The sequence below is a fragment of the Streptomyces sp. NPDC004542 genome, from assembly GCF_040610035.1.
GTDB lineage: Bacteria > Actinomycetota > Actinomycetes > Streptomycetales > Streptomycetaceae > Streptomyces.
Map to the genome: position 1 here is coordinate 63,022 of NZ_JBEXLP010000023.1, position 12,045 is coordinate 75,066.

At 74.6% G+C, this 12,045-nt stretch carries 12 protein-coding genes, 1 tRNA gene and 2 pseudogenes; 10 read left to right on the forward strand and 5 right to left on the reverse strand.

The annotated features are described in order from the left end of the window. Positions 1-13: 13 nt before the first annotated feature. Positions 14-1,000 (reverse strand): aldo/keto reductase, encoded by a 987-nt coding sequence (locus tag ABZX30_RS15745; RefSeq protein ID WP_355933740.1) that lies wholly within the window; start codon positions 998-1,000, stop codon positions 14-16. A 199-nt stretch (positions 1,001-1,199) separates the two neighbouring features. Beyond that, positions 1,200-1,273: transfer RNA gene (locus tag ABZX30_RS15750), tRNA-Pro, on the reverse strand. Between the two features lie 102 nt (positions 1,274-1,375). Here ABZX30_RS15750 and ABZX30_RS15755 point away from each other — a divergent pair. Further along, positions 1,376-1,870 carry a DUF309 domain-containing protein gene (locus ABZX30_RS15755; RefSeq protein WP_355933743.1) on the forward strand — a complete coding sequence of 165 codons (495 nt, stop codon included), beginning with the start codon at positions 1,376-1,378 and terminating at the stop codon, positions 1,868-1,870. 81 nt (positions 1,871-1,951) lie between these two features. After that, positions 1,952-2,725, forward strand: coding sequence for a precorrin-6A synthase (deacetylating) (gene cobF, locus ABZX30_RS15760; protein WP_355933745.1), 774 nt, complete (start codon positions 1,952-1,954; stop codon positions 2,723-2,725). A gap of 86 nt (positions 2,726-2,811) precedes the next feature. Here the strand turns inward: cobF and ABZX30_RS15765 are convergent, their stop codons facing one another. Then, complete coding sequence (locus ABZX30_RS15765; protein WP_355933751.1) at positions 2,812-3,591, reverse strand: cobalt-precorrin-6A reductase; 780 nt, start codon at positions 3,589-3,591, stop codon at positions 2,812-2,814. A gap of 28 nt (positions 3,592-3,619) precedes the next feature. Next, entirely contained in the window at positions 3,620-4,393 is a 774-nt protein-coding gene (locus ABZX30_RS15770; protein ID WP_355933754.1) for a sulfite exporter TauE/SafE family protein, read from the reverse strand. A gap of 122 nt (positions 4,394-4,515) precedes the next feature. Between ABZX30_RS15770 and ABZX30_RS15775 the strand changes: the two genes are divergently transcribed. From ABZX30_RS15775 to ABZX30_RS15810, 8 genes and pseudogenes are all read left to right on the forward strand, one after another. Continuing rightward, positions 4,516-4,794 carry a WhiB family transcriptional regulator gene (locus tag ABZX30_RS15775; protein ID WP_355933757.1) on the forward strand — a complete coding sequence of 93 codons (279 nt, stop codon included), beginning with the start codon at positions 4,516-4,518 and terminating at the stop codon, positions 4,792-4,794. After that, a complete protein-coding gene (locus tag ABZX30_RS15780) occupies positions 4,791-5,276 on the forward strand; it encodes a DNA starvation/stationary phase protection protein (protein WP_355933759.1) in 486 nt (161 codons plus the stop codon). The genes ABZX30_RS15775 and ABZX30_RS15780 overlap by 4 nt, the downstream gene beginning before the upstream one ends. A gap of 23 nt (positions 5,277-5,299) precedes the next feature. Next, positions 5,300-5,641: pseudogene (locus tag ABZX30_RS15785) on the forward strand (endonuclease); the annotation flags it as partial. A 64-nt stretch (positions 5,642-5,705) separates the two neighbouring features. Further along, on the forward strand, positions 5,706-6,512 hold the full coding sequence (locus ABZX30_RS15790) for an SAM-dependent methyltransferase (protein WP_355933762.1): 807 nt from the start codon (positions 5,706-5,708) through the stop codon (positions 6,510-6,512). Positions 6,513-6,576: 64 nt separating this feature from the next. After that, the gene (locus ABZX30_RS15795; RefSeq protein ID WP_355933764.1) at positions 6,577-6,888 is read left to right on the forward strand and encodes a hypothetical protein; all 312 of its coding nucleotides are present in this window, start codon (positions 6,577-6,579) and stop codon (positions 6,886-6,888) included. A 49-nt stretch (positions 6,889-6,937) separates the two neighbouring features. Further along, positions 6,938-8,341 (forward strand): glutamine synthetase family protein, encoded by a 1,404-nt coding sequence (locus ABZX30_RS15800; RefSeq protein WP_355933767.1) that lies wholly within the window; start codon positions 6,938-6,940, stop codon positions 8,339-8,341. A 3-nt stretch (positions 8,342-8,344) separates the two neighbouring features. Then, a pseudogene (locus tag ABZX30_RS15805) lies at positions 8,345-9,516 on the forward strand (amidohydrolase family protein). Positions 9,517-9,560: 44 nt separating this feature from the next. Continuing rightward, complete coding sequence (locus ABZX30_RS15810) at positions 9,561-10,097, forward strand: NUDIX hydrolase family protein (protein ID WP_355933770.1); 537 nt, start codon at positions 9,561-9,563, stop codon at positions 10,095-10,097. Between the two features lie 53 nt (positions 10,098-10,150). Here ABZX30_RS15810 and ABZX30_RS15815 read toward each other — a convergent pair whose 3' ends face one another. Beyond that, positions 10,151-11,977, reverse strand: coding sequence for an ABC transporter ATP-binding protein (locus ABZX30_RS15815; protein ID WP_355933771.1), 1,827 nt, complete (start codon positions 11,975-11,977; stop codon positions 10,151-10,153). Between the last annotated feature and the right edge of the window lie 68 nt (positions 11,978-12,045).

Below are 12,045 nucleotides of genomic sequence, written 5' to 3' on the forward strand. Positions count from 1 at the left end.
ACGGGCGGCGCGCTCAGTGCGCGGCGTCCAGGCGGGCCCGCTGCTCCCCGGTGAGCTCCAGGTCCACGGCGGCGAGGTTCTCCTCCAGCTGGGCCACCGACGATGTCCCGGTCAGCGGGACGACCGGCAGCGGCCCGCCGGTCTGCCAGGCCAGCACCACCTGGTTGGCAGTGGCGCCGGTCTGGCGGGCCACGTCCTTCAGGACGGCGAGCCGTGCGGAGGTGCCGGGGTGCTCGTAGTCCGGCCGCAGCGGCTTGTCCGGGCGGGTGTAGGCGCCCTTCAACAGCGGCGAGTAGGCGACCAGGGTCAGGCCCGGCTCGGCGCGCAGGTAGTCGAGGAGCTGCGCGTCCGCGCCCCCGAGACTGCCGTCCGGGAAGAGGTCGCCGGGCACGTCGGTGCGGGGCCTGAGGAAGCTGTGCTCGTACTGGAGCACCTCGTAGCCGGGCAGGCCCGCCGCCGCTGCCAGCGCGCGGGCCCGTTCCACCCGCCAGACGGCGTGGTTGCTGACGCCGAGCAGCCCGACCGTGCCCTCCGCGACCAGGGCCGCGAACCCCTCGACGGTCTCGCGCAGCGGGACGGTGCGGTCCTCTATGTGGGCGTACAGGAGGTCGAGCCGCTCGACGCCGAGGCGTTCCCGGCTGCGCTCGGCCGACTCCCGGATCACCTTGGCCGACAGCCCCTCGGCGTTGTCGGTGTAGCTCGTGCCGGGGGCGAGCGGGCGGGCGCCGAGCTTGGTGGCGATCACGATCTCGTCGCCGATCCCCCGGCTGCGCCGCCACCGGCCGAGCAGTTCCTCGCTCTGCCCGCCCTGGCCGCCGTCCTCCCAGAAGGCGTAGTTGTCGGACGTGTCGATGAAGTTGCCGCCGGCCTCGACGTACCGGTCGAGGACGGCGAAGGAGGTCTTCTCGTCCGTCCGTGAGCCGAACAGCATCGCGCCGAGGGCGAGCACGCTCACCTCGCGACGGGTCGCCGGGTCGGTTCCGATGGTGCGGTACTTCACGTCGCTGCTCCCTTGGTCCGCGCGCCCCGTGGCGGGCACGCGGGGGGAAGTCTTCGGCCTGGAGCGCACGCGAAGTCAAGGGCGCCCGGCCGGTCGATCCGCGTCCGCGCCACGCACGGCGCCGAGATGCCGGTCACGGCACACGGGAAAGGCCGTATCGGCATCCTCCGATACGGCCTTCGACCTGCTGCTCCGCAAGTCGGGACGACAGGATTTGAACCTGCGACCCCTTGACCCCCAGTCAAGTGCGCTACCAAGCTGCGCCACGTCCCGGTGCGATCGCCCACGGCAGTGCCGTGTGATCGCGGGCAGTACTTTACCGTACGCCGGGGGGTCGGCCGAAGGGGGCGCCCGGGCCGGGGGAGAATCGGGGGCATGGGCAGCAGACGGGACCGGGACGGTGAGGGCCGGGCGCGGAACGCGCGGCCGCGGGACGGGCTGGGGCGGCCCCTGCCGTACGGGGCGCAGGGCGTGGCCCGGCAGCCGGAGGGGATCGTGCGGAGTCCGCAGCAGACCGTCGGCCAGGCGCAGGCGCTGCTGGCCGAGGGCAAGCCGTTCCACGCGCACGAGGTCTTCGAGGACGCCTGGAAGTCGGGCCCGGAGTCCGAGCGCGCGCTGTGGCGGGGGCTGGCGCAGCTCGCCGTCGGGCTGACGCACGCGGCGCGGGGGAACGTCACCGGCGGGGCGCGGCTGCTGCGGCGCGGGGCGGACGCCGTCGAGGAGTGGGCGGACGGCCCCGGGGAACGGCAGCCGTACGGGATCGATCTCGCCGGACTCGTCGCCTGGGCGCGGGAGCTGGCCGAGGCGGTGGAACGGGGCGGCGGTCCCATCGACGCGAGGACCCGGGCACCCCGCCTCCGGGTGCCGTAGCGGGGCAGCGCGGCGGCGGTGACGCGGCGGTGGTGCGACGGCGGTGCGGGCTCCGCCGGGGGCATACGGCAGACTCGGGGCGTGCGAAAGATTCATGTCATCGGTATCGGCGCGGGCGACCCCGACCAGCTGACCCTGCAGGCGGTCAAGGCGCTGCGCAGCACGGACGTGTTCTTCCTGCTCGAGAAGGGCGAGGCGAAGTCGGACCTCACCCGGCTGCGCCGGGACATGCTCGACGCGCACCTGCCGGACGGCACCTACCGGCTGGTGGAGGCCCGGGACCCGGAGCGGGACCGCAGCGCGGGCGGCGCCGCCTACTCCCCCGCCGTCGGGGACTGGCGCAGCGCACGCGCCGGCATCTACGAGCGGCTGATCACCGAGGAGCTGGGCGAGGACGAGGCCGGCGCCTTCCTGGTGTGGGGGGACCCGGCGCTGTACGACAGCACGCTGGGGATCCTCGAAGAGGTGCTGGAGCGGGGCACGGTGGCCTTCGAGTACGACGTCGTGCCCGGCATCAGCAGCGTCTCCGCGCTCGCCGCCCGGCACCGCACGGGGCTGAACCGGGTGGCCCGGCCGGTGCAGATCACCACCGGGCGGCGGCTGGCCGAGGGCTTCCCCGAGGACGTGGACGACGTGGTGGTGATGCTCGACGCCCACCAGGCCTTCCGGCGGTACGCGGGCGACGACGTCGACATCTACTGGGGGGCCTACCTGGGCACCGAGGACGAGATCCTCGTCTCCGGTCCGGTCGGCGAGGCCGGCCCCCGTATCGAGCGGCTGCGCGCCGAGGCCCGGGAGCGCAAGGGCTGGATCATGGACACGTATCTGCTGCGCCGGCACCCGAAGGACGCCTGAGCCGAGCCGGTCGCGCACCGGATGTCGCGCACCGGGTCGCCCGATGACGCGCGGCGCCGTCCGGTGCGGCGGTGCCGCGGTGTGGGTCACAGCGGAGTGGGGCCCGGCCGCCACAGCCTTTCCAGCCGCTCCCGTACGGCCGCCGTGTCGGGCAGCGCGGTGACGCCCTCCGGCAGCGGGGGGCGTCGTACGACGACCACGGGCAGTCCGAGTTCCCGGGCGGCCGCCAGTTTGGCGGCGGTCGCCTCTCCCCCGCTGTCCTTGGTCACCAGCACGTCGATGCGGTGCCCGCGCAGCGCCTGGAGCTCGCCGGCGACGGTGAACGGGCCGCGGGCCAGGAGGACTTCGAGGTGGGCCGGCGCCGGCGGCCCGGGCGGCTCCACCGACCGTACGACGAAGTGCAGGTCATCGAGGTGGGCGAAGGCCGACAGGCCCAGGCGGCCGGTGGTGAGGAACACCCGGCGGCCGAGTGCGGGCAGCGCGTCGGCCGCCGCGCCGAGCGAGGGGACCGGGTGCCAGCGGTCGCCGGCCGCGGGCCGCCAGCCCGGGCGCCGCAGGACCAGCAGCGGCACCCCGGTCGCCGTGGCGGCCCGCGCCGCGTGGGCGGTGATCCCGGCGGCGAAGGGATGGGTCGCGTCGACGACGGCGTCGACGCGATGCTCGCGCAGCCACCGGGCCAGCCCCTCCGCCCCGCCGAACCCGCCGGTCCGCACCTCTCCCTCCAGGGCGCCGGGGCGGGCCACCCGCCCGGCCAGCGAGGTGGTGACCCGGACGCCGCCGCGCGCGGTGAGCCCGGCGGCCAGCCGCCGGGCCTCCGTGGTGCCGCCGAGGACGAGGACGTGCGGGGCCGGGGCGTGGGCGGACATGGCGTCAGCGTACGGGCTGCGCGAGGGGTCAGCGCAGTAGCAGGTCGATCCCGCCCACGACGGTCGCCGCGATCACCAGTTGCTCGAACAGTCGCTGGTTGATCCTGCTCACGGCCCATCTGCCGATCAGCGCTCCCGGTACCACGAACACCGCGAGCGCGGCGTCGAGCAGCAGTGATCGGCCGTCGATCAGACCGAGGCCGACGCTGAAGGGCACCTTGGACACGTTCACGATGAGGAAGAAGAAGGCCGAGGTCCCCAGGAAGCCCAGCTTCCGGAAGCCCGCGGACAGCAGGTACAGCGACATCACCGGACCGCCCGCGTTGGCGACCATGGTGGTGAAGCCGCCGAGCACGCCGTACGAACGCGCCTTGATCCGGCCCGCCCGGCTGCCGCCCGGCTCGGGCTCCGCCTCCGCGTCGGAGCGGCGCCGCCGCCACACCGTGACGGCGGCCATCAGCAGCAGGATCGCGCCGATCGAGGTCCGTACGACGCCGTCGTCGGCCCACATCAGGAACAGCGTGCCGACGACCACTCCGGCCGCCACCGCCGGGAACAGCCGCCACAGCGTGGGCCAGTGGGCGTGCCTGCGGTAGGTGGCCACGGCCAGCACGTCGCCCGCGATCAGCACCGGCAGCAGCACCCCGGTGGAGGCCCGGGCGGGCAGCACCGCGGCGAATACGGCGAGGCTGACGGCGTTGGCCCCGCTGACGGCGGTCTTGGAGAAGCCGACGAGCAGCGCCGCGAGGGCGAGCGCGGCGAATCCCCACCCGGATATGTGCCAGAGCGTCATCGTGTTCATGCCGGGCCGATGGTAGGCAATGCGTCTGACGGCGTAAGCACCGGGCCGTGGTCCGGGACGAGACCCGGTTCCGGCCCCCGGCAACGCGTTTGCGGGTGTGTACCGCGGGCACCCGCGCGCCCATGGAGTGGTTGCGCGCTGCCGCCTGTGTGGGCGAGGACCCCGAGCTGTTCTTCCCGGTGGGCACCACCGGGCCGGCGCTGCGGGACGCCGCGGCCGCCAAGCGCGTCTGCGCCCGTTGCCCGGTGACGTCCCCTTGTCTGGCGTACGCGCTGGCGTACGGGCGGACGTCGGGTGTCTGGGGCGGCACCTGCGAGGAGGAGCGCGACGCACTGCTCCGTCCGTCCGGGGAGGTGCCCCGGGACGCAGGACAGTCCGAGAAAGGGAGAAGCGTTCCATGACCGTGGTGAAGAGCACACTGTCCGAAGAGGCCCTCGGTGTGACCGGCGGTGCCCTTCAGGACACCCTCGTGGACCTGCTGGGCCTGTCGCTGATCGGGAAGCAGGCGCACTGGAACATCGTGGGGCCGCGCTTCCGGTCCATCCACCTCCAGCTCGACGAGGTGGTGGACGCGGCGCGGACCTACGCCGACACGGTCGCCGAGCGGGCCGCGGCGCTGGGCGTGGCACCGGACGGGCGGCCGGAGACCATCGCGGCGACCTTCGCGCTGCCGGGCACCAAGGACGGCTGGCTGCGTGACACGGAGGTGGTGCGGCTGCTGGTGGAGTCGCTCGAGGCGGCGGTCGGACGGCTGCGTCAGCGGATCGAGGCGACCGAGAAGGCCGACCCGGTCACCCAGGACCTGCTGATCGCCATCACCGCCGACCTGGAGAAGCAGCGCTGGATGTTCGAGGCCGAGAACTGGCCGCGCGAGGACACGTGACCGCCGGGACACATGGCCGGTGCGCCGAGCTGCTGACCGAGCGGTGGGGCGGCGACCTGCGGCGGATGCGCGCGGAGGCGGACGGTGACGTGGACGCGCTCCGGCGGCTCCTGCGGGAGGTGCCGGAGCTGGGTCCGGCGGGCGTGGACATCTTCCTGCGCGAGGTGCAGCGGGTGTGGCCGGAGGTGGCGCCGTACCTGGGCGGCAAGGCGCTGTCGGGCTCGGAGCGGCTGGGCCTGCCGACGGTCCCCGGCCGGCTGCTGGAGCTGGCCGGGGACACCGAACCCGCCGTGCTTGCCGCCGCGTTGGTGCGCGCGGCCCTCGACAGACAGGTGACCGAAGACAGTCTCCGCCGCGCCGCGTGACCGTGCCAGACTGCTCGCGGATCTCCGCCGCGGCGGCGGGGGCCGTCGAGCGGAGGAGCGCCGCGTGAGCGGGACCGAGCCGGGCCTGACCGAGATCGACACGACCCGGCCGCATCCGGCCCGGGTGTACGACTGGTTCCTCGGCGGCAAGGACAACTACCCGGTCGACGAGCGGCTCGGGCGGCAGATCACCGCGATCGACGCCGGGGCCCCGCGGGCCGCCAGGGCCAACCGGGCCTTCATGCGCCGGGCCACCCGGCTGCTGGCCGAGGAGGCGGGAATCCGCCAGTTCCTCGACCTGGGCACCGGCATCCCCACCGAGCCCAACCTCCACCAGGTCGCCCAGTCCGTGGCGGCCGACGCCCGCGTCGTCTACGTCGACAACGACCCGATCGTGCTGGCCCACGCGGCGGCCCTGCTGCGCGGCACCCCCGAAGGCGTCACGCACTACCTCCAGGCCGACGCCCGGGAACCCGGCACGATCCTCGAACAGGCTGCGCGCGTACTGGACTTCGACCGGCCGGTCGCCCTGTCCCTGATCGCCCTGCTGCACTTCGTCGCCGACGAGGACGGCGCCCACGACATGGTGGCCACCCTGCTCGACGCGCTGGCCCCGGGCAGCTGCCTGGTCCTGTCGGCGATGACGGCCGACTTCGAGCCCGAGAACGTCCGGCGGGGCATCGCCGCCTACACGGCGGGCGGGGTGACCCTGGTCGCCCGGTCGCGGGCCGAGGTGGCCCGTTTCTTCACCGGGCTCGACCTGGTGGACCCCGGCGTCGTCGCCGTTTCCGACTGGCGCCCCGAGACCGGGCCGGACGGGGAGCCGCCGGTGTCGCTGTACGGCGGGGTGGGCCGCAAGACGGCCGGCTGAACCGGCGGATCGAGCCCGCCGGAAGGGCTCAGACGCCGAGCACGCGGGCGGGGGCCGCGCGGGTGTGGACCACTGGACCGGCGGCCGCGACGACGGGGCCGTGCGCCGGATCACGGCCGCGGTCCCCTCCGGCAGCCACCTGGTGCGCACGCACCCCGCCCGCGGTCGCGACGTGGGCGGCGCGGGCACCGAGGCGGCGACGCGGTTCCGGAACGAGCGCGCCGGCCCGCCGTTCACCGGCCGCGGCCGGGCGCGGATCGCGGCCTCCTCCGACGGGGTCCGGCCGCTCGCACCGGGACACCGGTGCCCTGCTCCCGGTGGCGTCCCGGATCCGCCGGCCCCGCCGTGGTACCGCGGTTCGGCGGGCCGGCCGTGAAAACCTGGCCCCGACCACGTACGGCCCCGCCCGTCGAGGAGGAGCGCGGATGACCACCCTTGCCGACCCGGTGCCCGGCGGGCGTCCCGGTGACGTCCAGCGGGCCACCGCGCTGGCCGCCGAGCTGACCGGCCGGGGCGTGCACGGTGTCGTGCTGGCCTATGTCGACACCGCGGGCATCGGCCGGGTCAAGACCGTGCCGGTGGCGCGGCTGCCCCGGGCCGCGGCCTGGGGCGTGGGGATGTCCCCGGTGTTCGACACGTTCCTGGCCGACGACTCCATCGTCACCACCGACGTCCTCGGCTCCCCGGACGGCGACCTGCGCCTGTACCCGGACCTCGACCTGCTGGTGGTCCTGGCCGGGCAGCCCGGCTGGGCCTGGGCCCCCGTCGACCGGATCACGCAGGAGGGCCGGCGGCACCCCGGGTGCTCCCGGACGTTCCTGCGCCGGATCGTCACGGACGCCGCCGAACACCACGGCATCACCTTCCGCGCGGCCGTCGAGGTCGAGTGGGCCGTGGGCCTCGGCCCGGCGCCCGGCGGGGAGTTCGTCCCCGCGGTGTCCGGGCCCGCGTACGGCGCCGTCCGGCAGGTGGAGCTGAGCGACTACGGCGCCGATCTGCTCGCGGCCTGCGCGGCGCAGGGCATCGACGTCGACCAGTTCCACCCGGAGTACGCGGACGGTCAGTTCGAGCTGTCGGTGGGCGCGCTGGACCCGGTGGCGGCGGCCGACCGGAGCGTGCTGGTGCGGCAGACCGTCCGGGCGGTGGCCCGGCGGCACGGCCTGCGGGTCTCCTTCTCCCCGGCCGTGTCCGCCGAGGGCGTCGGCAACGGCGGCCACCTGCACCTGTCCGGCTGGCGTGACGGCCGCAACCTGCACAGCTCGGGGTCCGGGCCGTACGGCATGACGGACCGGGCGGAGTCCTTCGCGGCCGGGATTCTCGCACACCTGCCCGCCCTGACGGCCGTGACCGCGCCCAGCCCGGCCAGCTACCTGCGTCTCAGGCCGTCCCAGTGGGCGGGGGTGTTCACCGCCTGGGGCCGCGAGCGGCGCGAGGCCGCGGTGCGGGTCGTCACCGGCACCACGGGCCGGCAGGAGCAGGAGGCGAACCTCGAGGTCAAGCCCGTGGACCTGGCCGCCAACCCCTACCTCGCGTTCGGCTGCGTCATCGCCGCCGGGCTGGACGGCATCGGCTCGGCGGCGGCCCTGCCCGAGGAGGTGACCGGTGACCCGGCCCGTCTCGGCGGCGCGGAGGCGGCCGCGCGGGGCGTGTGCCGGCTGCCCGTCTCGCTGCCGGAGGCCGTCGCCGAGTTCCGCGCGGACGAGGTGCTGCGGGCCGCGCTGGGCGAGGTGCTGGCCGACGCGGTGACCGCCGTACGCCTCGGCGAGGCGGCGGCCGTGGACGGGCTGGACGACGCCGGGATCGCGGCGGCCTACCGCTGGAGGTACTGACCCGTGCGCGGCCCCGCATCCGGACCGGTCCAGGAGTTCCTCGACGCGCTGCCCCTGGTCGACCACCACTGCCACGGCGCCGTGACCCGCGCCCTCGGCCCCGAGGAGTTCGCCGCCCTGCTCACCGAGGGCACGGTCCGGCCGGGCAGCGGCCTCTCCCCCTTCGACACCCCGGCCGGTGCGGCCGTACGCCGGCACTGCGCGCCCCTGCTGGACCTGCCCCGGCACGCGCCGCCCGCGGACTACCTGGCCCGGCGCACGGCCCTCGGCCCGGGCGAGGTGAACCGGAGGTTCCTCACGGCGGCGGGCGTGGAGGCGTTCTGCGTGGACACCGGGTACGCCCCGCACCCCGTCACCTCCCCGGCGCAGCTCGCGGACGCCTCGGGCGGCACGGCGTACGACGTGGTACGGCTGGAGGGCGTGGCGGAATCGGTGGCCGCGCGGGGGGGGTGGAGGCGGGCGAGTACGCGCACGCCTTCCGGACGGCCGCTCAGGCCGCGGTGCGCCGGCCGGGCGTGGTCGGCGTGAAGTCCGTGGCCGCCTACCGCACCGGCTTCGCCCTGGACCCGGCACGGCCCCCCGGCGCCGAGGTCACCGAGGCGGCCCGGCAGTGGCTCGCCCGCGGCGGCCGGCTCGCCCACCCGGTCCTCGTGCGCCATCTGCTGTGGACCGCCGTCGACCTCGGCCTGCCGCTGCAACTGCACACCGGGTTCGGCGACGACGACATCCGGCTGCACCGGGCCGACCCCGCCCTGCTGACGGACTGGCTCCACCTGACCCGGGGCACCGTCCCGGTCCTGCTGCTGCACTGCTGGCCCTACCAGCGTCAGGCCGCCTATCTGGCCGCCGTGTTCGAACAGGTCCACCTCGACGTCGGACTCGCCCTCCACCACGCGGGCCCGGCCCGGTCCCGGACGATCCTGGAAGAGGCCCTGGAGATCACACCGTTCCGCAAACTCCTGTACAGCTCAGACGCGTACGGTGTGGCCGAGTTCCACCACCTCGGCGCGCTGTGCTTCCGCCGGGGCCTGGCCGCGCTGCTCCAGGACCGGGTGGACGCCGACGAGCTGAGCCTGCCCGACGCCCTGCGGATCGCCGCCTGGGCGGGGCGCGACAACGCCCGTCGCGTGTACGCACTGTCCGCCCGCGAACCGCTGCCGCCGGAGCCCCTGTGACCGACGACACGCCGTTTCCGATACCCGGAAAGTATGATCAAGCAATGTCTGACATGACCGAAACCACGCCCGGCTGGCTGTCCCCCGACGAGCTGGAGATGGCGCGCGCCCGGATGCCGATCCTGTACGTCGAGGCCGTGCCGGTGCGCGTCGACGACAGCGGCGAAGTCACCAGCGTCGGGCTGCTGCTCCGCATCGGGCCGGACGGAACGGTCAGCCGGACCCTGGTCTCCGGCCGTGTCCTGCACCACGAGCGGGTCCGCGACGCCCTGCTGCGCCACCTGGAGAAGGACCTCGGCCCGGTGGCGCTGCCCCGGGTGCCGGCCTCCCTGCAGCCGTTCACGGTCGCCGAGTACTTCCCCACCGCGGGCGTCACGCCGTACCACGACCCGCGCCAGCACGCAGTGTCCCTCGCCTACGTCGTCCCGGTGGCCGGCGACTGCCGGCCCCGGCAGGACGCGCTGGACCTGGTGTGGTTCAGCCCGCAGGAGGCCTCGTCCCCGGCCCTGCACAGCGAGATGCCGGGCGGGCACGGTGTGCTGCTGAAGCAGGCCCTGGCCCATGTGGGGTACGTGGCCTGAGAAGGCCGCCCCGGCCGCCCGGGTCGTCCGGGTCGTCCGGCCCGCGCGGCCGGTCAGTCCGGCACGGCGCCGAGGTCCGCGCGGGCGGGGCTGTCGTCGAGGAAGCCGCCCGACTGGTGCTGCCACAGCCTGGCGTAGGCCCCGTCCGCGGCGAGCAGTTCCTGGTGCGTGCCCTGCTCGACGATCCGCCCGCGGTCGAGGACGACGAGCCGGTCCATGCCGGCGACCGTGCTCAGCCGGTGCGCCACCACGAGTGCCGTCCGCCCCTCCATGAGCCGCCACAGCGCCTCCTGGACGAGGAGTTCGCTCTCGGAGTCCAGGGCACTGGTCGCCTCGTCGAGCAGCAGGACCGGCGCGTCGCGCAGGATCGCCCTGGCCAGCGCGACCCGCTGGCGCTGGCCGCCGGACAGCTTGATCCCGCGCTCGCCCACCAGGGTGGCGAAGCCGTCCGGCAGCGCGTCCGCGAACTCCGTGACGTGCGCCGCCTCGGCCGCGCGGCGGATCTCGGCGTCGGTGGCGTCCGGCCGGGCGAACGCGATGTTGTCCCGCAGGGTGCGGTGGAACATCGCCGGGTCCTGCGGCACATAGGAGATCAGGCCCCGCAGGTCGGCCTGGCGCAGCCTGCTGATGTCCTGGCCGCCGACCAGGATCCGGCCGGCGTCGATGTCCGTCATCCGCAGCAGCAGCCGGGTGAGTGTGGTCTTGCCGCCGCCGGACCGGCCGACGAGGCCGACCTTCGCTCCGTCGGGCACCGTCAGGTCGAGGCCCTCGAAGAGCGGCTTCGCGCCGGCGTGGGCGAAGGTCACCCGTTCGAAGCGGATGTCGGCGGCCCCCGGCAGCACAGGTTCCGGGACGGCCGGGTCGAGCACGGTCGGCGGGGTCAGCAGCAGTTCGGTGTACTGCGCGGCCTCCGTCATCGAGCTCTCCAGCCGGCGGTAGATCTGGTTGAACTCGAACATGATCCGCGTCGCGTTGCTGTAGTACGTGAAGGCGACCACGACCGCCTCCACGCCGTGCTCCCCGCCGCCGAGCGCGACCGCGAGCAGCAGGCCCAGGGCGTTGGTCAGTACGGACAGCGGCGCGACCAGGGTGTCGATGCGCAGGTTGCCGTAGTCCCACGACCGCAGGGTGAGCCGCCGCGAGGCCGCCACGCGTGCGCGGTGCTCGGCGGCCTCGCGCTCCTCGGCGGCGAACGCCCGGACCGTGTCCATGTTCATCAGACTGTCGGCGACGTGCCCGGAGACCCGGGCGATCGCCTCCTCCCGCTGGTCGACCAGTGCCTGGCGGCGCCGGATCAGGGGTGCCACGCACAGGGCGGTCAGCGCGATCATCGTCAGGAGCCCGACGACGAGCAGCGGGTCGTAGCGCCACAGCACCACCGATCCGAACAGCAGCGGCACGAGGCTGCCCGCGATGTTGAACGTCAGCGTGTCGACGAACTCCTCGAAACGGGAGGCGAAGCTCAGCACCCGCTTGGTGAGCGAGCCGGCGAAGTTGTCGTGGAAGAACGCGGCGTCCTTGGCGAACAGTTCGTCCATCCCGATCACGTACAGGTGCTCGATGCCGAGGGCGTCGACGCGGTTCAGGCAGTGCAGGCCGACGCGCCACAGCGCCTCGGCGAGCAGCAGGACACCGGCGAAGCCGAGGACGTACGGCAGCATCGCGCCGACGTCGGTGCCGGTGCCGCCCGCGATCCTTCCGACGAGCTTCGCGACGACGAGCGGCGCGAGGTAGTTGAGGCCGAGGTTGCCGAGCGCCGGCAGCAGCAGTGCCGGTAACGCCAGCCACCTCAGCCGTGACAGCTCTCGTCCGTAGTAGCGAAGGGCGAGGAGCACCGAGCTCCCGCCCAGCGGAATTCCGTGCGATTCAGGCGATTTCATCCCACCCCCCGGGAATCGCAGTGTCCCGCAGCGGCGGCCGGGCAGTCCAAGCGTTTTCCACGCGAAGG